Here is a 23,850-nt window from a genome sequence, read left to right as displayed (position 1 = left end):
CTTATGTACACTCTGATTGATGCTGCGTTATCCCGCGCTCGCACCATGCTGACATTACTGGTGATGATCTTAATTGCCGGTGTCATTACTTACGTCACTATCCCCAAGGAATCGAGCCCAGATATTACCATTCCTATTATCTACGTTTCTGTTGGGCATCAAGGCATTTCTCCCGTCGATGCCGAACGTTTATTAGTTCGGCCAATAGAGCAAGAGTTGCGCTCTATTGAAGGCGTAAAAGAGATGACCTCTGTGGCATCAGAAGGTCATGCTTCGGTGACGCTGGAATTTAGTGTTGGAGTGGATCTTGATAAAGCGATGGCAGATGTGCGTGATGCGGTTGATCTTGCAAAGCCAAAATTACCAGAGGACAGTGATGAGCCAACGGTAAATGAAGTCACGTTTGCATCTGAAGAGCCTGTTTTGACTGTTGTTCTATATGGCACCGTACCAGAGCGGACCATTGTACAGATTGCCAGAACGCTACGTGATCGTTTGGAGAGTTTCCGTCAGGTTCTTGAAGTTGAAATCGCAGGGGATCGCGAAGACATCGTGGAGATAGTTGTCGATCCGCTATTGATGGAAAGCTACGGTCTCGATCAAGCGGACATCTATAATTTAATTGCCTTGAATAACCGAGTTGTGGCTGCGGGGTTTGTCGATACTGGGTATGGACGCTTTTCGGTAAAAGTCCCATCGGTTTTTGATTCACTGAAAGATGTGCTTGAACTACCGATCAAGGTGAATGGCAAAGAGGTGATCACTTTTGGCGATGTGGCGACAGTACGACGTGCATTTCGCGATCCTGAAAGTTTTGCTCGTTTAGATGGCGAATCTGCCATCGTTTTGGACGTAAAAAAACGGGCAGGGGAAAACATCATTGAAACGGTTGAGCTGGTAAAAGAAGTACTGGCTCTGGGACAGAAGCGCGCCGAGTGGCCCGACAATTTGCAAGTTAAATATACTTGGGATCAATCCGACGATGTCAAATTGATGCTCAGTGATCTACAAAACAATATCTTATCCGCAATTATCCTCGTAGTTATCGTCATTATTGCCATATTGGGGGTTAGGACCGCGCTTCTCGTGGGGATTTCTATTCCAGGATCGTTCTTGACTGGGTTGTTGGTGTTATCGGTATTTGGGCTGACGGTCAATATCGTCGTACTGTTTGCTTTAATTATGGCGGTAGGCATGTTGGTGGATGGTGCCATTGTGGTGACAGAGTTTGCAGATCGGCGCATGCAAGAAGGAACGCCACGTAAAGAAGCCTATCGAGATGCAGCAAAGCGAATGGCCTGGCCTATTACCGCATCCACAGCAACCACATTGGCTGCGTTTGCTCCGTTACTTTTCTGGCCAGACATCACTGGTGAGTTCATGAAGTACTTACCACTTACTTTAATTGCTACCTTGGCCGCTTCGCTGATGATGGCTTTATTGTTCGTTCCTGTCATCGGTGGGATCATTGGCAAGCCTCAAGTAGTCAATCAGAAAGCTCAGCGAGAAATGGTGGAGCTGCATAACGGCAACTTTGAAAAAGCGACTGGCATTACCAAGCTTTATTACCAGACTCTGTCGGTAGCGATTCGTCATCCATGGAAAGTCTTACTCAGCGCGATACTGCTAGCGGCAGGTGTCGGCTTCACTTACAACAAAGCTGGCTTGGGTGCAGAGTTTTTCCCTGAGGTGGACCCTGCCTTTTTTACCGTTAAAGTTCGTTCTTATGGTGACCTGTCTATTCACGAAAAAGATGTTGTTATGCGCGAAATCGAGAAGGTGATGCTCGGTCATGACGAGTTTGAAAGTGTCTACACGCGCACAGGATCGAGCGATAATGGGGACGAGATTGGCCAGATTCAAATAACGCCTGTGGATTGGCAGTATCGACGCAAAGTGAAAACCATTATTGAGGAACTAAAAGAGACGACAGACCGCTTTTATGGTGTTGAACTTGAGTATAAATTCCCGGACGCAGGGCCGCCTGTCGAGCATGATCTCGTGATTGAAGTGTCATCACGAAATTTGAGTGTTAGTGCGTTAGATGAAGCAGCCAAAAAAGTACGACATTGGGCTGATGGTAATCCTGCACTGACCAACTTGAGTGATACCACTAATAAGGAAGGGATTGATTGGCAAATTGATATCCAGCGAGATGACGCCTCTCGCTTTGCAGCGGATGCTACTTTAGTCGGGAATACCGTCCAGTTTGTTACGAACGGCTTGAAAATAGGCGATTATTTGCCCGATGATGCGGATGAAGAAGTCGATATTTTGGTGCGCTATCCGCAAGATAAGCGCGACATAGGTCGATTTGATCAGCTGAGAGTGAAAACGGCAGCTGGTCTAGTACCGATTACGAATTTTGCTCAAATCAAACCAGATCATAAGCAAGACACTATTCGTCGGGTCGACGGTCATCGAGTTATCAATATTAAAGCGGATATGGTGGAAGGTTACAATTTGGCGCTTGAGTTACCTAAGATTGCCGCTGGAATGGAACAGCTCGACTTACCAGAAGGCATTGAATATAAGATTCGGGGTCAAAATGAAGAGCAGGAAAACTCATCAGCATTCTTGCAAAATGCTTTTATTGTCGCGCTTGGTGTGATGGCTTTGATTTTAATTACGCAGTTTAATAGCTTTTATCAAGCTTTCTTAATCCTTAGTGCAGTGCTGTTTTCTACCGTTGGTGTCTTCGCTGGGTTACTTATTTTCCAAAAGCCATTTGGCATCATTATGTCGGGAATTGGAGTGATTGCGTTGGCTGGTATCGTGGTAAACAACAATATTGTTTTAATCGATACTTATAATCAGATGCGTAAACGTGGCTTAGAAAAATCTGAGGCTATTTTGCGTACGGGTGTGCAGCGTTTAAGACCCGTTTTACTTACGACGGTGACCACCATATTAGGCTTATTGCCAATGGTGTTAGAAATGAACATCGACTTAGTTAATCAGAAAGTGGAGTTTGGCGCACCAAGCACTCAATGGTGGTCTCAGCTTGCGACCGCTGTCGCGGGTGGTTTGGCGTTTGCGACTTTGCTAACGTTAGTTCTGACACCGTGTTTGCTTATGCTCGGGAGAGAGCATCACTCCGAACAGTAAGCTTTATCGTGATGATATCGACAAAACAAAAAGGGCAGCGAAGCTGCCCTTTTCAATACCTTGCCTTACTTCATTGCTAACAGTTTGCTGTAGCGTTCAAGCTTGTCCATGCTAACTTTCGCGTTTGCCATGAAAGTTTGTCTCGCTTTTCCTGTCAGGGATTTAGATTGTGGCAAATTCACCGTGCGCGGGTTTTTATGGACACCATTCACAAGGAACTCATAGTGCAGGTGAGGGCCAGTTACACGGCCAGTTCCGCCAAGCGTACCGATGGTTTGGCCTTGCTTAACGCGTTGACCAGCTCGTACAGTACGTTTGGTTAAGTGCAGGTACTTGGTAATGTAAGTATTACTATGTTTAATGAAAACGTAGTTACCATTAAATTTGTTGTAAGACGATTTTTGAACGACGCCATCACCAGCTGCCCAAATCGGGGTACCCACCGGTGCCGCATAGTCCGTGCCTCTATGAGGACGAACGCGTCCCGTCACTGGATGTAAGCGGCGTGGGTTGAAATTAGACGAAACTCGACGGAAATCCAACGGCGCGCGTAAGAATGCTTTTTTCATTGCACGCCCATTTTCGTCGTAATACTTGCCACTTTTCTGATCCAATATTGCGGTAAAGGTATCGCCTTGGTTTTTAAAGATCGCAGCAATGATTTTTCCACGGCCGATTACTTCACCTTCTACCACTTCCTCTTGGTAAAGTACTCGGAAGCTGTCGTTTTTACGAATATCTAAAGCAAAGTCGATGTCCCAACCAAATATGCCAGCCAGTTCCATGATTTGGTTACCATTTAATCCAGAAGATATTCCTGCATTCCAAAAGTTTGATTTGATGGTGGCTTCAGCGTAGTTGTACTGGAAGTCGACTTCTTTTTTATCAACTTCAGAAACGTACTTGCCGTCTTTTAATGTGATACGAAAAGTCTCGAACGCGCTTAGTGTTCTTCTTAGCTGCACCAAGTCGCTATTTTCGTCAAAACCAAATTGCAATCGGTCACCAGGTCGAAGCCGAGTTAACTGTTTTTCCACTTCTTTGTCTGATGACACCAGTTCATGTAATAGACGAGCAGAAAGCCCTACGCGACTAAATAAGATGGCAGCACTCTCGCCATTTTTTACCTTGTATGTCTCCCAGCGCAGCACGGCGGGAACCGCAGGCGATGAACTATTTAGTGCACTGAGTTCGAGGGAAACTGGCACAGGATAATGTTGACCAACTTTTAATCGGCTCTGCTGCGGGTCTAGGTCTTGCGGATCAGGTAAAAAGAAGAGCGCGAAGATAATCAGCGCACTAAAAAACCGATCAATACTTTGTGCAAGAGTGGAAGTCGGACAAAAATCGAATGCATGAGGTACTTGATTGCTAAATTAAACGGAAAAAGTGACAACTACCTAGTCTAACGTGTTTCAAAATGCATCGCTATTCAAGTAATATGTTCAGCTATTATATTTTTGCCAAATCTGTGGGAGTGAACAAGAATGGCGAGCATTGAAGCTGCACTAGCCGAGATTAAGCGCGGTGTTGAAGAGCTGATTCCAGAAGAAGAGCTAATCGCAAAACTAAAAGAAGACCGTCCTCTACGTATTAAATTGGGCGCTGATCCAACAGCACCTGACATTCACCTAGGTCATACGGTTATTTTCAATAAGCTTCGCTTGTTCCAAGAACTAGGTCATGAAGTGACGTTCCTAATCGGTGACTTCACTGCAATGGTTGGTGACCCGACAGGTAAAAACACAACTCGTCCACCGCTAAGTCGCGAAGACGTATTGCGTAACGCTGAAACGTACAAAGAGCAAGTGTTCAAAATTCTCGATCCTGCAAAGACTAAAATTCAGTTTAACTCTGAGTGGCTGTCTGAATTGGGCGCAGAAGGTATGATTCGCCTTGCGGCAAACCAAACCGTTGCTCGTATGCTAGAGCGTGACGACTTTAAAAAGCGTTACGCGGGTGGTCAGCCAATTGCTATTCATGAGTTCATGTACCCACTTCTACAAGGTTGGGACTCAGTAGCAATGGAAACGGATGTTGAATTAGGTGGTACAGACCAGAAGTTCAACCTTCTAATGGGTCGTGAACTGCAAAAGTCTCACGGTCAAAAACCTCAGGTTGTACTGATGATGCCGCTTCTAGTGGGCCTTGATGGCGAGAAGAAGATGTCTAAGTCAGCAAACAACTACATCGGTATCAGCGAAGCGCCAAGCGAAATGTTTGGTAAAATCATGTCTATTTCTGATGACTTAATGTGGAGCTACTACGAGCTGCTCTCTTTCCGTCCTCTGGAAGAGATTGCTCAATTCAAAGCTGATGTAGAAGCGGGCAAAAACCCTCGTGACATCAAAGTATTGCTAGCAAAAGAAATTATTGCTCGTTTCCACAGTGAAGCCGATGCCGATGCAGCAGAGCAAGAATTCGTAAACCGTTTTGCGAAGAACCAAATTCCTGATGAAATGCCAGAGTTTGACTTTGACGCAGGTCGCCCAGTGAGTAATCTGTTGAAAGAAGCAGGTTTATGTCCATCATCGTCAGATGCGATGCGCATGGTTAAGCAGGGCGCTGTGAAGATTGATGGTGAAAAAATTGCGGACAGCAAATTTGCTCCAGAAGCGGGTACTTACGTGTTCCAAGTAGGCAAACGTAAATTTGCTCGTATTACTATTCAGTAATCCATAATGACTGCAAATGAAAGCGTCCGAAGGGCGCTTTTTTTGTATGAAAATTTAGCAAAAACGGCAAAGTAAAACTTCCATACCTGATGAACTTTGCTACTATACTTGCGCTGCCAATAATGGCAGCGCTATCGGAGATTTACATGAACAATACCGACCATCCTCCCAGTCGTTGGGTGAGTAAGATTAAGGGAGCGAAATAACCCGCTTCGGTATTGGCGATCTCCGCCTTACCTAAGTGGTGAGGCATCTTTTCTAATTTTTTTCTCGTTATTTCCTTCATACATTCTGAATAGACAGTGCATTCGCATTGGTTTTCTCTGTGCATCTTATTTGTTGTCTGACTTTTAGCGTGCAAGAGTGGCTTTTCATGCTTTGTCGATGGTCGTTACCAATGCCAATCGGGAGATTCGCCATGACGGTAATGAACAACACTTTTATTGAAACAACACCAAACTTTTCTGAAGTAGAAATTGGTGCAGCTCGCAATGCATTCTTGCAGTACGAGCAAGAGCAACAAGTCCATTTGCTTACGGTTATGCCGATTGATGAGGCTGTAGGTATTTTACAGCATTGCTCTGTCGGCTATGTGAATAGTCTTATTGCTCAACTTGAGCAAGCAGGCCATGACAAACGCGCACGTCATTATGCTCACCAATTAGGTCTGCATATGTCTGAAGTTGATACACCTGATGGTTATTTATCGACTAGTGTTTTGGGGCACGTGAAGCAGCGTATTGGGTGGATCATTGCACTGGCTCTTTTAGGGATAGTGTCAGGCTTGATCATTGCTCAGTATGAGGACACCCTTAGTCAGCTTGTTTTACTTGCAGTGTACATGCCAGTGATTGCAGCTGCTGGTGGTAACACAGGAACACAAGCAGCAACTTTAGTGATTCGTGCTCTTGCTACTGGAGAGTTAAAAAAACGCCAATGGTTAGAAGTTTTGTGGAAAGAGAGCCGAGTCGCTCTATTTATTGCGCTAGCGATCGCTATCGTGATGATTGGACGCATTATGTTATTTAGTGCAGGACAATCAACAGGAGGCTTTGAACTGACCGATATCGCACTGGCAATAGCAGTTGCGCTGTTCATTCAAGTCACCATTTCTACAACATTGGGCGGGCTGTTGCCAATTATTGCACGAGCTTGCAAGTTGGACCCAGCCGTATTGGTGAGTCCAGTTCTTGCGTCTATCGTCGATATTTCAGGAATGTGGATTTACTTTAACGTGGTGAACTATTTCTTAGGTATTGCCTGACTAAAGTTCACAATGTCATTGTAAAAAAGCTGCTCAAAATGTGTAATCGGGGCGATGACAGGTGTGTTGTCGTCCCGTTTTTCTGGGAAGTAGTCTGAAACAAACTGAACAAAAATGGTGTTAGGTTGACCATTTTTATCCAAGCCATATCCAGCCATATTGTAAGTCCCGTAGATAGAGCCACTTTTAGCGATCAGCTGTCCTTTAATTGGAAGTTTTCGCATACTTTGTCGGTACTTTAATGTGCCGGATTCACCTGATTTCGGCATGATGGCAATCAATTTGAGTTCGTTTTCATGCTTCCAAATATAGCGCAGCATTTCAGCCATCTTGGTCGCGGAGATCCGGTTATTTCGCGAAAGTCCTGAGCCGTCTTCTAGGCGCGCATTACGAATATCAATACCAGTGTTGGCGAAAATGATCTGCTTGATCGCTTCTGTACCGTTAGTAAAACTACCTGGCTGAACGAAAAATTTAGCACCAAGTGTTTTGGTTAATGTGTCGGCAATCAAGTTGTCAGAGTTTTTGAGCATATCTTCAAGAATGTCTGGTAAGGCCTTTGATTGATGCATTGCGATGAGCTTTCGCTGCTTTTCTGGCGCCGTACCGACCCTAATCTTTCCTGATACCCCAATGTTGAGCTCCTTGAGCAAAGTCGCCAACCTTTGACTGGTGTAACGCTCAGGGTCTTGAACCGCAAATTTCAGTGGCAATGGTTTGTCTCTTTCAACCAAGCACCCTGTTAGCTTGTAGTTGTTATCGGGATTTGCAACTAAACCTAAGTCACAATGACGACTTTTCTTAATGGTTTTAGAAACAGTTTCTACGGTACTTGTGACACGAATAGGTTGATGCTCTGGTACGTAGACCCGCGTTCCACCATCTTTTTGTGTATAGATAGAGGCTTGTACACAGTTGTTATTGAGTGTGATGGTCGATGCCGGAGCGCTGTAGCAAACTCCCAAGATATCCCACGGCCAGCCCACCGCACGGTTATAACCAGTGAATGCGCTGTTATCGAGCCATAGGTCACCGTTAATCCGTTTTAAGCCATTTTTCTTAGCTAGAGTGAGAAGTGATTTTAAGTCGTTGGTTTGGAGTGTTGGGTCGCCGACAAAGTAAATCACTGCATCTGAGTTCGACGTTTCCAGCTTGGTTCGAAACCGGAAATTATCCCCCAGTTCTAGCTTTGCGGCTAATGCGGTGACGATTTTTAATGTACTCGCTGGTGGGAACAGTTGTTCGGTAGGATGAACACCGTCAAGCTCAGCATTTTCACTGAGTTTTTCCGCAACTAAACTGATGCGGGCGCCTTCAGGCAACACCTCTTGATGAGGGTACGCTTGTGAAAAAGCAGAAAGTAATGAAGAGAATATGAGCAAGGGCCAACGTAAACGCATAATGATACTTTCTAAGGTGAGTTATGTGATTGAGTATACGCAAGTCCTTTCAATATGCTAGGTAACTAAAGAAATGCTTCAAATGTCTTCATGAATGAGACACGAGAGAAAGGCGCGCTGCTTAAAATGAAGTATAAAAAATGCCCGCTTAAAGCGGGCATTCGATATTCTAGTCAAAGACCGGAATTAGAAGTCGTAACGTAGACCTAGAGCTAGCTCGTCTTCAGCATCGATCTTAGTTGCAACTGTTTTGCTAGTGTCAGTTGAACCAAACTTGTCACCTGCATCAATCAGGTTGAAGTTGTAAGAAATGTAACCACGGAAGTTAGGCTTGAAGTAGTAAGAAGCATCAACAGCGAAGTTGTTTGCAGAAGTTTCGTTGTTAGTTTCTGCATTGTTGTATGATGTTGTAAATACTGTTTGGCCTAGAGTGTAAGCACCCGCTAGCTCGTAACCAGTGTAATCAACTGTGTTACTGTTGTTTGAATCTTCCATTTTCTCGCCGTCAGTGAATACACCAGCGAAGTAAAGATCAGACATTGTGTAAGATGCAGCTAGCATGTACTCGTTAGCTTTGTCTTGATCTGCGTAACCAGCACCTAGCTCAAGACCAGTGTCAGCTAGAGCGTAGATTGCAGATAGAGAGTAACCGTCTTGTTTGTTGTCGTAGTACTCACCAGTGTTTTTGTTTTCCATACGATCAGCGAAGCGGTAGCTTGCTTTTACGCTTAGGTTTTCAAACTGGCCTTTGTAAGCCATCATGTTGTCTGTACGGTCTGATACAGCTAGTTTGTCTGCTGCAGAGTTACCGTGGTAAGCCATGATATCTGTGAAGTCAGTGATAACGCCTAGTGCACCTTCAGTTTTACCGTATGCGAACTCACCGTAAGCACCGCCAAGACCAGCGTAAGCAAGACGAGTTTCTAGATCGCTCTTGTCGTCGCCGTCTACAGTACCGTTTTGAGCAGTCTCAAATTCACCTTCCCAGAAACCAACACCGTATAGGTTGTCATTGATTTCTTGTTTACCAAGGAAGTTTAGACGGATGCGAGATTTGTCTTGAGCGTCGCCATCTTTCATAGATAGACGTGCTTCAGCACGGCCGCCCATTTCTAGAGAAGTACCGTCTTGGTTGTAAAGTTCAGCTGCGTTTACGCCAGTTGCCATAGCTGCTGCAGATACAGAAAGAGCAATTAGAGTCTTTTTCATCTTATTTGTCCTAGTTAGCTGTCCATAATCATTGTTGTATGGGGGAGAGGTGATCTCTCACAAGTTGTTGGTCCAAAATTGACTAATTGAGCGATATAGTTCGCACTTGTAAGCCATTGATCTAACAACTCGCTGGACATGTTTTACTGCTAAAGTTTCCGTATGAGTTAGTAAAATGATATAAATCCCACTGATGAACACTGTTCAATTGTACGTTGTTTTTATTTAAATTACTGTTTTTGATTGAAATTATTGGCAATGACATTGGCCTGACATTGATTAGTTTTTATCTTTTTTGATATTTTTGGTGTAATGAACAGTGTTGTTTTTCAATAAATTGAGAAGGTGATTCGCCCTAGAACCGCTCTAAAAGTGAGTTATATCATTATGCCGAAAAGGCATAGTCTTGCTGTCTTTCGAATTAAGATGATTTCGTCCGGGAGTTTGTTTACACTAAACGAAATACATCTTTAAGCGCACTACCCAGTCCTATGACAGGGTGGGCTTTTTTTGTCCAAAGACCCATTTGGGCTTGAGGTTATAAAATGGAAAAAGTTCCAATGACACTACGTGGCGAGCAAAAGCTACGTGCAGAACTCGATCGTCTACTTAAACTACGTCCTCAGATCTCAGAGGCAATTGCTGAAGCTCGTGAGCTAGGTGATTTAAAAGAGAATGCTGAATATCACGCCGCTCGTGAAGAGCAGGGCATTTGTGAAGCACAAATCCGTGACATTGAATACAAACTGTCAGTTGCTCAAGTTATTGATGTAACGAAGATGGAGAACACGGGTAAAGTTATTTTTGGTTCAACCGTAACCTTGATTGATATCGACACCGAAGAAGAAAAAACGTACCAAATCGTTGGTGATGACGAAGCCGATATCAAAGCAGGTCGCATTTCAGTGAGCTCACCTATTGCTCGTGGCCTGATTGGTAAGATGGAAGGCGATGAAGTTGCTATTCAAACTCCGGGTGGCGCGAAAGACTTCGAAATTGACCGAGTAGAATATATCTAAGTCGTTTGGAGTAGCATTACTACTCTGATAAAACGCAAAAAGGTCGCCTCAGGCGACCTTTTTTCTTCAGCAACGTAAGTAGGGTTACTTACGAGGGATTTCGATTTTACGCTCTTCAGACTGGCGGTATAGCACAAGCACTTTACCAATAGTCTGAACTTTTTCAGCGCCCGTCTCACGTACGATAGCGTCGATGATTAGCTGTTTTGTTTCACGATCTTCCGAAGCAACTTTTACTTTGATAAGTTCGTGATGGTTAAGAGCGATTTCAATTTCTGCTAGCACGGCTTCTGTAAGTCCATTTGCGCCCATTAGCACAACAGGTTTTAAACTGTGAGCTAGGCCTTTAAGGTGCTGCTTTTGTTTGGTGCTTAGGTTCATTACGCGGCCAATTTTCTTTAAATAAGGGTTGAAAAAAGCTATTTTAACGCCATCTATTGCTGAAGACTATAATTTATTGAGTAATAGGTAGCGCCTATTAAAACAATAGCTCCAATTTGTGCCTTGTTGGGATTAAAATGAGTAAACAAAAACATTCGGCTAGTTCTGGTCGTTGGTTGAAAGAACACTTTGATGATAAATACGCGAATGAAGCCCGAAAAAAAGGCTACCGCTCACGTGCTTATTTCAAGATCGATGAGATTCAAACGAAAGATAAATTGTTAAAGCCTGGAATGACAGTCGTCGACTTGGGGGCTGCGCCGGGCGGATGGTCTCAATATGCTGCTAAGATAGTAGGGGACAGTGGTCAGATCATCGCGTGTGACTTGCTTCCTATGGACCCGATTGCTGGCGTTAGCTTTTTACAAGGCGACTTTCGTGATGATGCAGTATTGGAAGCTTTGCTAGAAAGGATCCAACCTTCCATGGTAGACGTAGTAATGTCTGATATGGCGCCTAACATCGCGGGAAACAATTCTGTTGATCAACCTCGCGCTATGTATTTAGTTGAATTAGCTTTAGATATGTGTCGACAAGTTCTAGCGCCTAATGGTAGCTTTGTCGTAAAGGTTTTCCAAGGGGAAGGCTTCGATCAGTATGTGAAAGAAGTCCGAGACATGTTTAAAGCCGTAAAAATTAGAAAACCAGACTCATCGCGAGCCCGCTCTCGAGAGGTCTTCGTCGTAGCCACTGGTTACAAAGGTTAACCATTTTGCTCTCTTGAGAGCGTGTTAACACTATAGCTACAGTTAATGAACTGTAGTACCCTACCTTTAATTACAATTAGTTATCGAGAGGCTTACACCTTGAGTGACATGGCAAAAAATTTAATTCTGTGGCTTGTTATCGCCGTCGTATTGATGTCGGTATTCCAGAGCTTTGGCCCTGGAGAAAGCAATGGCAGAACCGTGGATTACACCACGTTTGTACAGGAAGTTGGCCAAGGCCAGATTCAAGAAGCAACTTTTAAAGACGGTGAAATTAGCTTTGTTCGTCGTGGCGGCGGTGCCAAAATGGTCACTTACATGCCAGTGTATGACCAAAAGCTTCTAGATGACCTAATTAACCAAAACGTGAAAGTACAAGGCACGCCTCCAGAAGAGCAAAGCTTGCTTGGTACTATCTTCATCTCTTGGTTCCCAATGATCTTACTAATTGGTGTATGGATTTTCTTCATGCGTCAAATGCAAGGCGGCGGTGGTAAAGGCGCCATGTCTTTTGGTAAGAGCAAAGCTCGAATGATGAGCGAAGAACAAATCAAGACAACTTTTGCTGACGTTGCAGGTTGTGACGAAGCAAAAGAAGACGTGAAAGAGCTGGTGGACTACCTACGCGATCCAAGCCGCTTCCAAAAGCTGGGCGGTAAGATTCCAACGGGTGTTCTAATGGTTGGTCCTCCTGGTACGGGTAAAACGCTTCTAGCGAAAGCCATTGCCGGTGAGGCGAAAGTACCATTCTTTACTATCTCTGGTTCTGATTTCGTAGAAATGTTCGTTGGTGTTGGTGCATCTCGTGTGCGTGACATGTTTGAACAAGCAAAGAAAGCCGCACCTTGTATCATCTTTATCGATGAGATCGATGCGGTAGGTCGTCAACGTGGCGCAGGTGTTGGTGGTGGTCATGATGAACGTGAACAAACACTAAACCAAATGCTCGTTGAGATGGATGGTTTCGAAGGTAACGAAGGTATTATCGTTATCGCTGCGACTAACCGTCCGGATGTGCTGGACCCTGCGTTACTGCGTCCTGGTCGTTTTGACCGTCAAGTGGTAGTTGGTCTTCCAGATGTACGTGGCCGTGAACAGATCCTAAAAGTTCACATGCGTAAGGTCCCTCTAGCGGGTGATGTAGAGCCTTCTCTCATCGCACGTGGTACTCCAGGCTTCTCTGGTGCTGACCTAGCAAACTTAGTTAACGAAGCAGCCTTGTTTGCTGCGCGCGGTAACAAGCGCAACGTTTCTATGGTTGAGTTTGAACTGGCGAAAGACAAAATCATGATGGGTGCTGAGCGCCGTTCAATGGTGATGTCTGAGGAAGTGAAAGAGTCAACCGCATACCACGAAGCTGGTCACGCGATTGTTGGTCGCTTGGTTCCTGAACACGATCCAGTGTACAAAGTGTCTATCATTCCACGTGGTCGTGCGTTGGGTGTAACAATGTACCTTCCAGAGCAGGACCGCGTGAGCATGTCTCGCCAACACCTAGAATCAATGATTTCTAGCTTGTACGGTGGTCGTTTAGCAGAAGAACTTATCTACGGTGCTGACAAAGTATCAACCGGTGCTTCTAATGATATCGAGCGCGCAACAGATATTGCTCGTAAGATGGTTACTCAATGGGGTTTCTCTGAAAAGCTTGGCCCTCTGCTGTATGCAGAAGATGAAGGCGAAGTGTTCTTAGGACGTAGTGTAACTCAGACTAAACATGTGTCTGACGATACAGCGAAGTTGATTGATGACGAAGTTCGTCAGATCATTGACCGCAACTACGATCGTGCGAAGAAGATTCTTCAAGAGAACATGGATATCATGCATGCGATGAAAGATGCGCTGATGAAGTATGAAACCATTGATGCTCGCCAGATTGATGACTTAATGGAGCGCAAAGCTGAAATTCGTGAGCCTGCGGGCTGGAGTGATAACTCAGCAAGCAAACCAGAAGACAGCGACAAGCCTCAAGCAAAGCAAGAAGTTAAAGAAGAAGCAACGGATACTGCGAAAGATGCAGAACAGCCTAGCTCTTCTGATACAACTTCTAACGAAGCGCCTGAAAAGAAAGACTCTGAATAAAGAGTATCGATAATATTAAACCCCGAGTTATCTCGGGGTTTTTGTGTTTATGATGATGATTACAGCAAATAACAAATCTTTGGACCTTTCGCGTCCACATGTCATGGCCATTCTAAATGTGACACCGGATTCCTTTTCGGATGGCGGTAAATACAACTCAATTGAACTTGCTCTTGCTCAAGTTGATAAAATGATAAAGGCTGGTGTAAGTATTGTTGATGTTGGTGGTGAATCGACAAGACCTGGTGCACCGGATGTGTCTTTGGAAGAAGAGCTTAGGCGTGTTGTCCCAGTAATCAAAGCCATTCGTGAAAAGTATGATGTGTGGATTTCCGTTGACACCAGTAAAGCAGAAGTGATGCGTCAAGCAATTGATGCTGGGGCTGATTTGATCAATGACATCCGTTCGCTGCAAGAGCCAGGTGCTCTGGAAGTCGCAGCAGAAGCAAACCTTCCAATTTGTCTGATGCATATGAAAGGTCAGCCTAGGACCATGCAAGTTGACCCTCATTATGATGATTTAATGGGGGACGTGTCGGCTTTTCTAGAAGAACGTATCGCGGCGTGTGAAGCAGCAGGGATTGATAAATCTCAACTGATTCTCGATCCTGGGTTTGGCTTTGGCAAAACAATCGAACACAATTATCATATGCTTGCTCATCTTGAAAAGTTTCATGAATTCGGCCTGCCTATTTTGGCTGGCATGTCTCGTAAATCCATGATCTTCAAACTGTTAGACAAGCCAGCGGCAGAGTGTACGAACGCAAGTGTCGTTTGTGCTACGATTGCCGCGATGAAAGGCGCGCAGATCATTCGCGTGCATGACTTTGAAGAGACAATCGAAGCGATGAAAGTTGTTGAGATGACGAAAAACAATATTTAAAAATAATAAAGGAAAGTTTATGTCGAATGAAAGACGTTACTTTGGTACTGACGGTGTGCGCGGTAAAGTAGGACAATACCCAATCACTCCAGACTTCGTACTTAAGCTTGGCTGGGCTGCTGGTCGTGTACTAGCGAAACAAGGCACAAAGAAAGTTATCATAGGTAAAGATACACGTATTTCAGGTTATATGCTTGAATCTGCACTAGAGGCTGGCCTTGCAGCTGCGGGACTTAAAGCAACATTTACTGGTCCCATGCCAACTCCAGCTGTGGCATATTTAACTCAGACTTTCCGTGCCGAGGCTGGTATTGTGATTTCTGCATCACATAACCCATATTACGACAACGGCATTAAATTCTTTTCTTCTGAGGGTACTAAGCTACCTGACGATATCGAATTGGCGATCGAAGCTGAGTTAGATAAAGAAATTGAATGTGTGGAGTCTGCTGAGCTTGGTAAAGCAACCCGCCTAAATGATGCAGCTGGTCGTTACATCGAATTCTGTAAGAGTACTTTCCCATCTGAGTTGAGCCTTGCGAACTTTAAGATCGTAGTAGACTGTGCGCACGGTGCAACGTACCACATCGCTCCAAATGTTTTCAAAGAACTTGGGGCAGAAGTTATCGCTATGGGCGTAGAGCCTAACGGCATCAACATTAATGAAAAAGTGGGCGCAACAGACGTACGAGCTCTTCAACAGCGTGTTGTTGAAGAGCAAGCGCATCTTGGTCTCGCATTTGATGGTGATGGTGACCGCATCATTATGGTCGACCACCTAGGTAACAAAGTTGATGGTGACCAAATTGCTTATATCATCGCTCGTGATGCACTTCGTCGTGGTGAGCTAAAGGGTGGTGTTGTTGGTACACTAATGACTAACTTGGGTATGGAAAATGGTTTAAAGCAGCTAGGCATTCCGTTTGTACGTGCTGCTGTTGGTGACCGTTATGTCATGGAGCAACTGCTAGAAAAAGGTTGGAAAATTGGTGCTGAAAACTCAGGCCATGTGATCTTATTAGATAAAGTCACAACCGGCGATGCGATTGTTGCTGCACTTCAAGTACTTGCTTCTGTAATTGGCAGCGATATGTCTTTATATGAACTATCGCAAGGAATGACATTATATCCTCAGGTTTTAGAAAATGTCCGTTTCTCAGGAGAAAGTAACCCTCTTGAAGCTACAGCTGTATTAAACGCTGTCGCTGAAGTAGAGGCGACACTTGGTGATAAAGGGCGTGTACTGCTGCGTAAGTCTGGCACTGAGCCTTTGATCCGCGTTATGGTGGAAGGCGAAGATGGTGAACTAGTTCAACACTCAGCATTGAAAATCGCTGAGGCTGTTAAAGCAAGTTGTTAATCATTGCGTTAAAGCATGTCTTGAATGAAAAGGGCATCTTTTGCCCTTTTTTTGAGCGCTTAACGCATTGGCATTGATTTTTTACTAATTTTCCCTTGTCAGCGTTACTGGCTTTCGCTAGTATTGCTCCGCCTCCCGTTAGGAGGTCGCTAGCCTTGTTCATAATGATTTATTCTTTTGAACGGCGCTGGCTCAACAATTTGGAACATAGGTGGAAAAAATGTTTTCAGTTCTACTTGTGATTTACCTGTTGGCAGCGCTTGGTGTGATTGGCCTTGTGTTGATTCAACAAGGTAAAGGCGCAGATATGGGAGCCTCGTTCGGTGCTGGTGCTTCAAACACAGTGTTTGGTGCTGGCGGCTCAGGTAATTTCTTAACCCGAACAACTGCTATTTTAGCAACCGTATTCTTTATCGTTAGCTTGTTACTTGGTCGTATGTCTACGCACCAGACTGAATCACAATGGGTAGACCCAACGTTAGGTCAACCAGTTGTTGAACAAGTTAAGGATGCAGCGAGTGAAGTTCCTGCCCCTGCGGGTGATGAAATTCCTCAATAAGCTGTAAGGTTTTGATGCCGAGATGGTGAAATTGGTAGACACGCTAGCATGAGGTGCTAGTGCCTTAGGTGTGAGGGTTCGAGTCCCTCTCTCGGCACCATGTATTTACAAACTTGTAAATCACTTGTTTGCGAGTATAATGCTCAGCAAGTCGGACGCGGGGTGGAGCAGCTTGGTAGCTCGTCGGGCTCATAACCCGAAGGTCGTCGGTTCAAATCCGGCCCCCGCAACCAATCTCTTTCTTTAAAAGGAAATCGTAGATTGGCAAGTTTGCGTAGTGCTAACCACACTACGAGTTAAGAAAAGCAATTGTTGGCTATTCTTAACGTATCAGGGTCCAGCAGCATAAAACCCCGACTATCGGGGTTTTTTGTTATCTGAGCTTTTTGAAATAGCTCAGATACTGCTTGGTTTTTTGATTGGGCTCTGAGCCCTTTTTTTGTTTCTGGAGTGGTTAAATGACTGGTTTAGAAAGACAACTTACTGAAATGCTTGACGCGCCAGTAGCGGCATCAGGTTATGAGTTAGTTGGATTAGAATTCATTCGTGCAGGCGCGCACTCAACGTTACGTATCTACATTGACCATGAAAATGGTATTAACGTAGACGACTGTGCAGAAGTTAGCCACCAAGTTAGTGCAGTTTTAGACGTTGAAGATCCAATTTCTGTTGCTTACAGCCTAGAAGTGTCTTCTCCAGGTTTAGAAAGACCACTTTTTAAAGCAGCACATTACGAGCAATTTATTGGTCACGAGGTCAGCATCGTATTGAAAATGGCTGTAGCAAACCGTCGTAAGTGGAAAGGTATTATCCACGGTGTTGATGGCGAAACAGTGACAATTACTGTAGACGGTCAGCAAGAAGAGTTTGCTCTAAGTAACATTTCCAAAGCTAACCTGATCCCTAAATTTTAGTTCCCTAAAAAAGTTTAAGCTTAGAGGCTAAATACAATGAGTAAAGAAATTTTAGCGGTAGCAGAAGCGGTATCGAACGAAAAAGCGGTACCTCGTGAGCGTATCTTTGAGGCTCTTGAGATTGCTCTAGCAACTTCTACAAAGAAAAAATACGAAATCGAAATCGACGTACGTGTTGCCATTGACCGTAAAACCGGTGAGTTTGTAACTTACCGCCGTTGGTTAGTTGTTGATGACGTTGAGAACCCTACAAAAGAGATCTCACTAGAAGCAGCGCAATACGAAGATGACTCAATCGAGCTTGGCGACTACGTAGAAGACGAAATCGAATCAGTAACGTTTGACCGTATTACGACTCAAACTGCTAAGCAAGTTATCGTTCAAAAAGTTCGTGAAGCTGAGCGCGCACAAATCGTTGAACAGTTCATCGACAATGAAGGTGATCTAATCACTGGTGTCGTGAAAAAAGTAAACCGTGACACAATCGTGCTTGATCTTGGTAATAACGCTGAAGCGGTAATCCTGCGTGATGACCAACTTCCTCGTGAAAACTTCCGTCCAGGCGACCGCGTACGTGGTCTTCTTTACAAAGTCGCGCCTGAAGCACGTGGTTTCCAATTGTTCATCACTCGTTCTAAGCCAGAAATGTTGGCAGAACTGTTCCGTGTTGAAGTGCCTGAAATCGCAGAAGATATTATCGAGCTTAAAGGCGCAGCACGTGATCCTGGTTCTCGCGCTAAGATCGCTGTCAAAACAAATGACAAACGTATCGACCCTGTAGGTGCGTGTGTTGGTATGCGTGGTGCACGTGTACAAGCTGTTTCTGGCGAACTTGGTGGTGAGCGTATCGATATCGTTCTTTGGGATGATAACCCAGCTCAATTCGTTATCAACGCAATGGCGCCAGCTGATGTTGCTTCTATCATCGTTGATGAGGATGCACACTCAATGGACATCGCAGTTGAAGCTGACAACCTAGCGCAAGCTATTGGTCGTAACGGTCAAAACGTGCGTCTAGCATCTCAACTAACCGGTTGGGAACTGAATGTTATGACAGTTGCTGATCTTCAGAAGAAACACGCTGAAGAATCACAAGCATCTATTGAAAACTTCATGAAGTACCTAGATATTGAAGAAGACTTCGCTCAACTTCTTGTTGAAGAAGGTTTCTCAACGCTAGAAGAAATCGCATACGTGCCAGTTAACGAGCTACTAGAAATCGATGGTTTGAATGAAGAACTAATCGAAGAGCTTCGTGGACGTGCAAAAGATGCACTAACGACGATCGCACTAGCACAAGAAGAGTCTTTTGAAGGTCTAGAACCAGCTGAGGACCTACTTGCACTTGAAGGTCTTGAGCGTGAGATGGCATTTAAATTGGCAGCGAAAGGTGTAGCGACACTGGAAGATCTTGCTGACCAAGGTATTGACGATTTAGAAGGTATCGAAGGCCTGACCGAAGAACGTGCAGGTGAGCTAATTATGGCCGCACGTAACATCTGTTGGTTCGGCGAAGAAGCATAATTTTCGGCAAGGAGGAAGCGGCATGACACAATTAACAGTTAAAGCACTGAGTGATGAGATTGGTACGCCAGTCGACCGCTTGATTGAACAACTTGCTGACGCTGGCATTAAAAAGGCGAGCTCTGACAATGTTACTGATGAAGAGAAGCAGAAGCTTCTCTCTCATTTAAAGAAAGAACACGGTGATAAATCAGGTGATTCAGAGCCGACTCGCCTTACGCTTCAGCGTAAAACTCGTAGTACACTTAGTGTGAACGCGGGTGGTGGTAAGAGTAAGAATGTTCAGGTTGAGGTGCGCAAAAAACGTACATACGTGAAGCGCAGCACAATTGAAGATGAAGCGAAACGTGAAGCTGAAGAAGCAGCACAACGTGAAGCAGAAGAAGCAGCAAAACGTGCAGCAGAAGAAGCTGCAAAACGTGAAGCTGAAGAAGCTGCGAAACGTGAAGCTGAAGAAGCTGCAAAACGTGAAGCGGAAGAAAAAGCGAAGCGAGACGTAGATACGAATGCACAACGTAATGCTGAAGAAAAAGCAAAGCGTGATGCTGAAGAGAAAATTAAGCAAGAAGCAGCGCGAAAAGAGGCCGACGAGCTTAAACGTCGTCAGGAAGAAGAAGCTAAGCGTAAGGCTGAAGAGGAAAGTCAGCGCAAGCTTGAAGAAGCTCGCGAATTGGCTGAAAAGAATAAAGAGCGTTGGTCTGCTGCAGAAGAGAAAAAGGGTGATATGGAAGATACAGATTACCATGTAACGACTTCACAATACGCACGTGAAGCCGAAGATGAAGCAGATCGCAAAGTAGAAGGCGGTCGTCGTAAGAAGAAAAAAGCAGCTTCGGGTAAAGACGACCAAGCTCGCGGTGGCCGTAACAACCAACGTGGCGGTAGAGGTCGTAAGGGCAAACTTGCTAAGCCGACTTCAATGCAGCACGGGTTTGATAAGTCAGCAACGGTTGCTAAGCAAGACGTTGTAATTGGCGAAACGATCGTTCTATCAGAACTTGCTAACAAGATGTCGGTTAAAGCGACAGAAGTTATCAAAGTAATGATGAAGATGGGCGCTATGGCGACTATCAACCAAGTGATCGACCAAGAAACAGCACAACTTGTTGCTGAAGAAATGGGCCATAAAGTAGTTCTTCGTAAAGAGAACGAACTGGAAGAAGCGGTACTATCTGACCGTGACACTAACGCGGAAGCAGTTCCACGTGCTCCAGTTGTTACTATCATGGGTCACGTTGACCACGGTAAAACGTCAACACTTGACTACATCCGTCGCACACACGTTGCTTCTGGCGAAGCGGGTGGTATTACTCAGCACATTGGTGCGTACCACGTTGAAACAGACAACGGCATGATCACGTTCCTTGATACTCCTGGACACGCAGCGTTTACTGCAATGCGTGCTCGTGGTGCTCAAGCGACAGATATCGTTGTTCTTGTAGTTGCAGCAGACGATGGCGTAATGCCACAAACAGTAGAAGCGATTCAGCACGCGAAAGCGGCAGGCGTTCCTCTAATTGTTGCTGTGAACAAGATCGATAAAGAAGACGCGAACCCAGATAACGTTAAGAACGAGCTTGCTCAATACGACGTTATTCCTGAAGAGTGGGGCGGTGAGAACATGTTCGTTCACATCTCTGCTAAACAGGGTACAAACATCGATGGTCTTCTAGAAGCAATCCTTCTTCAGTCTGAAGTTCTTGAACTTACAGCTGTAGCTGAAGGCATGGCATCTGGTGTTGTTGTTGAATCTCGCCTAGATAAAGGTCGTGGTCCAGTTGCAACAGTACTTGTTCAATCAGGTACACTAAACAAAGGCGACATCGTTCTTTGTGGTCAAGAATACGGCCGTGTTCGTGCAATGCGTGATGAGCTAGGTAAAGAAATTACTTCGGCTGGCCCATCTATCCCTGTAGAGATCCTAGGTCTTTCAGGTGTACCATCTTCAGGTGATGAAGCAACAGTAGTTCGTGACGAGCGTAAAGCGCGTGAAGTAGCTAACTACCGTGCTGGTAAGTTCCGTGAAGTGAAACTTGCTCGTCAGCAGAAATCTAAACTAGAGAACATGTTCTCTAACATGACTGCTGGTGAAGTTGCTGAACTTAACGTTGTACTTAAAGCAGACGTTCAAGGTTCTGTAGAAGCAATCGCAGACTCACTAGTTAAGCTATCTACTGACGAAGTTAAAGTGAACATCGTTGGTTCTGGTGTTGGTGGTATTACGGAAACTGACGTAGTACTAGCGGAAGCTTCAAACGCAATCATCCTTGGCTTTAACGTTCGTGCAGATGCTTCTGCTCGTCGTGCTGTTGAAGCCGCAGCTGTTGACTTACGTTACTACTCAATCATTTACCAATTGATTGACGAAGTGAAACAAGCAATGGGCGGTATGCTTGCTCCAGAATTCAAGCAAGAGATCATTGGTCTTGCTGAAGTTCGTGACGTGTTTAAGTCACCGAAACTGGGCGCTATCGCTGGTTGTATGGTTACAGAAGGTGTGATCAAGCGTAACAACCCAATCCGTGTACTACGTGATAACGTTGTTATTTACGAAGGTGAACTAGAGTCACTGCGTCGTTTCAAAGATGACGTTCAAGAAGTTAAGAATGGCTACGAATGTGGTATCGGCGTTAAGAACTACAATGATGTTCGCGTTGGTGACCAAATCGAAGTCTTCGAAATCGTTGAAATTAAACGTACTCTAGACTAATTGACTAAAATTACTAATATTGTCTTTGAAAGATAAGTAGTAATTGGTTGTTGAATACACCATGGGGGGCTGGCTTTGACCAACCCCCCATTCTTTCTATATAAGAGTAAAGATATGTCAAAAGAATTTAGCCGCACGCAGCGCGTTGCACAGCAGCTGCAAAAAGAACTAGCGATGATCCTTCAACGTGAAGTTCGTGACTCTCGCCTTGGCATGGTGACGATCTCAGACGTAGAAGTCTCTCGTGACCTAGCTTACGCAAAAGTATTTGTGACCTTCCTATGTGTGGGTGAGCAAACACCTGAATCATGTCTAGCAGCGCTACGTGAGCACGAAGTGCACATTCGCATGATGTTAGGTAAGCGTATTCGTCTACGTTTAACGCCAGAAATCCGCTTCCACTATGACAATACGCTTGTTGAAGGTATGCGTATGTCTAACCTAGTGTCTGAAGTCGTTAGTTCAGACAAACAAAAGCAAAAAGATTCTGGTCGTGAGGACGAAGAATAATGGCTCGTCGTCGTAAAGGTCGTCCAATTAATGGCGTTATACTGTTGGACAAACCAACAGGTATCTCTTCCAATGATGCACTGCAAAAAGTAAAGCGAATCTACTTTGCCGAGAAAGCAGGCCACACTGGAGCCTTGGACCCATTAGCGACAGGCATGCTGCCAATTTGCTTGGGTGAAGCGACAAAATTTTCTCAGTTTCTTCTTGATTCTGATAAACGCTACCGCGTGATCGCAAAGCTGGGTGAACGTACCAATACGTCTGACTCGGATGGTGAAGTTGTAGAGACGCGTCCAGTCGATGTTACGTTAGACAAGCTAGAAGCGTGCATCGATCAGTTCCGTGGTGAATCTGATCAAGTGCCTTCCATGTTCTCTGCGTTGAAGTATCAAGGTAAACCCTTGTATGAATACGCTCGTAAAGGCATCGAAGTTCCGCGTGAATCTCGTAAGATCACGGTATATGAGATTGTTCTTCACCGTTTTGAAGGCGATGAAGTAGAGATGGAAGTGCACTGCTCTAAAGGTACCTATATTCGTACTATCGTTGATGATCTGGGCGAAATGTTAGGTTGTGGTGCGCACGTAACTATGCTTCGTCGTACTGGTGTGGCTAAATACCCTTACGAGAATATGGTAACACTTGAGCAACTAAATGAGTTGCTAGAGCAAGCTCACCGCGAGGAACGAGCGCCTCGAGAACTACTGGACCCACTGCTTTTGCCAATGGATACAGCGGTAGAAGACTTACCAGAAGTCAACTTGGTGCCTGAACTGGCGGATATGGTCCAACATGGGCAGCCCGTTCAAGTATTTGGTGCTCCGACAGAGGGCTCACTTCGCCTTACTATGGGTGAAGAACGCTTGTTTATTGGCGTTGGCGAAATGAACGAAGATGGCAAAATCGCTCCTAAGCGATTGGTCGTGTTCCGAGATGACGTTGCATCCAAGTAAATGATTGAAAATACCGACCTGAGTGTCGGTATTTTTATATTGCACGAGATAGGAAATTTCCCTATAATCCGCGCTTCGCGTAGCGGCTGAATCAGAGATTGGCTGCTACAACTTTAAACCTACTCTTATTAGGAGAGAATTATGTCTCTGAATGCAGAAACTAAAGCAGCAATCGTTGCAGAATACGCACAAGGCGAAGGCGACACTGGTTCACCAGAAGTTCAAGTAGCTCTACTTACAGCTTCTATCAACCACCTACAAGGTCACTTCAAAGCGCACAAAGGCGATCACCACAGCCGTCGTGGTCTTCTACGCATGGTTTCTCGTCGTCGTAAGCTTCTAGATTACCTAAAAGGTAAAAACCTAGCTCGCTACCAAGACCTAATCAAACGTCTAGGCCTACGTCGCTAATCAGCGACTGCATAGCAGTTTGTCTAAAAAGGGGCTTTATGCCCCTTTTTTGTTGCCTAAATTTAGCCAAATTAGACTTATGCCGTTATAATACTGGCGGCTAAACCTTGTAAGAGGTTTT

18 protein-coding genes, 2 tRNA genes and 1 pseudogene are annotated in these 23,850 nt (G+C 44.8%); 17 read left to right on the top strand and 4 right to left on the bottom strand.

Features of this window, described 5'->3' with window-relative positions; translation table 11 throughout:
• Positions 1 to 3: 3 nt before the first annotated feature.
• Entirely contained in the window at positions 4 to 3,108 is a 3,105-nt protein-coding gene (vmeK, locus tag N646_RS07550) for a multidrug efflux RND transporter permease subunit VmeK (RefSeq protein ID WP_017820415.1), read from the top strand.
• Between the two features lie 65 nt (positions 3,109 to 3,173).
• Here vmeK and N646_RS07545 read toward each other — a convergent pair.
• Positions 3,174 to 4,465, bottom strand: a pseudogene (locus N646_RS07545) (peptidoglycan DD-metalloendopeptidase family protein).
• 130 nt (positions 4,466 to 4,595) lie between these two features.
• On the opposite strand from N646_RS07545, the gene tyrS reads away from it, so the two are divergent.
• Positions 4,596 to 5,783, top strand: a complete 1,188-nt coding sequence (gene tyrS, locus N646_RS07540) for a tyrosine--tRNA ligase (RefSeq protein ID WP_017820416.1) — start codon at positions 4,596 to 4,598, stop codon at positions 5,781 to 5,783.
• Positions 5,784 to 6,201: 418 nt separating this feature from the next.
• The gene (locus tag N646_RS07535) at positions 6,202 to 7,047 is read left to right on the top strand and encodes a magnesium transporter (RefSeq protein ID WP_005380062.1); all 846 of its coding nucleotides are present in this window, start codon (positions 6,202 to 6,204) and stop codon (positions 7,045 to 7,047) included.
• Here the strand turns inward: N646_RS07535 and dacB are convergent.
• On the bottom strand, positions 7,026 to 8,447 hold the full coding sequence (dacB, locus tag N646_RS07530) for a serine-type D-Ala-D-Ala carboxypeptidase (protein ID WP_017820417.1): 1,422 nt from the start codon (positions 8,445 to 8,447) through the stop codon (positions 7,026 to 7,028). The two genes, N646_RS07535 and dacB, sit on opposite strands and share 22 nt — an antisense overlap.
• A 186-nt stretch (positions 8,448 to 8,633) precedes the next feature.
• Complete coding sequence (locus tag N646_RS07525; RefSeq protein ID WP_005380064.1) at positions 8,634 to 9,656, bottom strand: porin; 1,023 nt, start codon at positions 9,654 to 9,656, stop codon at positions 8,634 to 8,636.
• A 545-nt stretch (positions 9,657 to 10,201) separates the two neighbouring features.
• Here N646_RS07525 and greA point away from each other — a divergent pair.
• On the top strand, positions 10,202 to 10,675 hold the full coding sequence (greA, locus tag N646_RS07520) for a transcription elongation factor GreA (protein ID WP_005380065.1): 474 nt from the start codon (positions 10,202 to 10,204) through the stop codon (positions 10,673 to 10,675).
• 84 nt (positions 10,676 to 10,759) lie between these two features.
• Here greA and yhbY read toward each other — a convergent pair whose 3' ends face one another.
• Positions 10,760 to 11,056 carry a ribosome assembly RNA-binding protein YhbY gene (yhbY, locus tag N646_RS07515; RefSeq protein ID WP_005380066.1) on the bottom strand — a complete coding sequence of 99 codons (297 nt, stop codon included), beginning with the start codon at positions 11,054 to 11,056 and terminating at the stop codon, positions 10,760 to 10,762.
• A 137-nt stretch (positions 11,057 to 11,193) separates the two neighbouring features.
• Between yhbY and rlmE the strand changes: the two genes are divergently transcribed.
• From rlmE to rpsO, 13 genes are all read left to right on the top strand, one after another.
• Positions 11,194 to 11,823 carry a 23S rRNA (uridine(2552)-2'-O)-methyltransferase RlmE gene (gene rlmE, locus N646_RS07510; RefSeq protein ID WP_005388985.1) on the top strand — a complete coding sequence of 210 codons (630 nt, stop codon included), beginning with the start codon at positions 11,194 to 11,196 and terminating at the stop codon, positions 11,821 to 11,823.
• A gap of 108 nt (positions 11,824 to 11,931) precedes the next feature.
• Positions 11,932 to 13,905: an ATP-dependent zinc metalloprotease FtsH gene (gene ftsH, locus N646_RS07505; RefSeq protein WP_021034025.1), complete on the top strand. Its 1,974-nt coding sequence runs from the start codon at positions 11,932 to 11,934 to the stop codon at positions 13,903 to 13,905.
• 52 nt (positions 13,906 to 13,957) lie between these two features.
• On the top strand, positions 13,958 to 14,788 hold the full coding sequence (folP, locus tag N646_RS07500; RefSeq protein WP_017820419.1) for a dihydropteroate synthase: 831 nt from the start codon (positions 13,958 to 13,960) through the stop codon (positions 14,786 to 14,788).
• Positions 14,789 to 14,807: 19 nt separating this feature from the next.
• Positions 14,808 to 16,148 carry a phosphoglucosamine mutase gene (gene glmM, locus N646_RS07495; RefSeq protein WP_005388992.1) on the top strand — a complete coding sequence of 447 codons (1,341 nt, stop codon included), beginning with the start codon at positions 14,808 to 14,810 and terminating at the stop codon, positions 16,146 to 16,148.
• A gap of 220 nt (positions 16,149 to 16,368) precedes the next feature.
• Positions 16,369 to 16,707: a preprotein translocase subunit SecG gene (gene secG, locus N646_RS07485; RefSeq protein WP_005380080.1), complete on the top strand. Its 339-nt coding sequence runs from the start codon at positions 16,369 to 16,371 to the stop codon at positions 16,705 to 16,707.
• A gap of 16 nt (positions 16,708 to 16,723) precedes the next feature.
• A tRNA-Leu gene (locus tag N646_RS07480) sits at positions 16,724 to 16,807 on the top strand.
• Positions 16,808 to 16,863: 56 nt separating this feature from the next.
• Positions 16,864 to 16,940: transfer RNA gene (locus N646_RS07475), tRNA-Met, on the top strand.
• A 225-nt stretch (positions 16,941 to 17,165) separates the two neighbouring features.
• On the top strand, positions 17,166 to 17,621 hold the full coding sequence (rimP, locus tag N646_RS07470; protein ID WP_005386424.1) for a ribosome maturation factor RimP: 456 nt from the start codon (positions 17,166 to 17,168) through the stop codon (positions 17,619 to 17,621).
• Between the two features lie 36 nt (positions 17,622 to 17,657).
• On the top strand, positions 17,658 to 19,145 hold the full coding sequence (gene nusA / locus N646_RS07465; protein ID WP_005380084.1) for a transcription termination factor NusA: 1,488 nt from the start codon (positions 17,658 to 17,660) through the stop codon (positions 19,143 to 19,145).
• A 22-nt stretch (positions 19,146 to 19,167) separates the two neighbouring features.
• Positions 19,168 to 21,855, top strand: coding sequence for a translation initiation factor IF-2 (gene infB / locus N646_RS07460; protein ID WP_017820420.1), 2,688 nt, complete (start codon positions 19,168 to 19,170; stop codon positions 21,853 to 21,855).
• Between the two features lie 114 nt (positions 21,856 to 21,969).
• Positions 21,970 to 22,365, top strand: coding sequence for a 30S ribosome-binding factor RbfA (rbfA, locus tag N646_RS07455; RefSeq protein WP_005380087.1), 396 nt, complete (start codon positions 21,970 to 21,972; stop codon positions 22,363 to 22,365).
• On the top strand, positions 22,365 to 23,318 hold the full coding sequence (truB, locus tag N646_RS07450; RefSeq protein ID WP_017820421.1) for a tRNA pseudouridine(55) synthase TruB: 954 nt from the start codon (positions 22,365 to 22,367) through the stop codon (positions 23,316 to 23,318). Before rbfA ends, truB begins: the two co-directional genes overlap by 1 nt.
• A 141-nt stretch (positions 23,319 to 23,459) precedes the next feature.
• Positions 23,460 to 23,729, top strand: coding sequence for a 30S ribosomal protein S15 (rpsO, locus tag N646_RS07445; RefSeq protein ID WP_005380094.1), 270 nt, complete (start codon positions 23,460 to 23,462; stop codon positions 23,727 to 23,729).
• Positions 23,730 to 23,850 lie beyond the last annotated feature (121 nt).

This window comes from Vibrio alginolyticus NBRC 15630 = ATCC 17749, assembly GCF_000354175.2.
Lineage (GTDB): Bacteria > Pseudomonadota > Gammaproteobacteria > Enterobacterales > Vibrionaceae > Vibrio > Vibrio alginolyticus.
The sequence above is the reverse complement of the archived record's forward strand: the minus strand, read 5'-3'. Positions and strand labels throughout refer to the sequence as shown.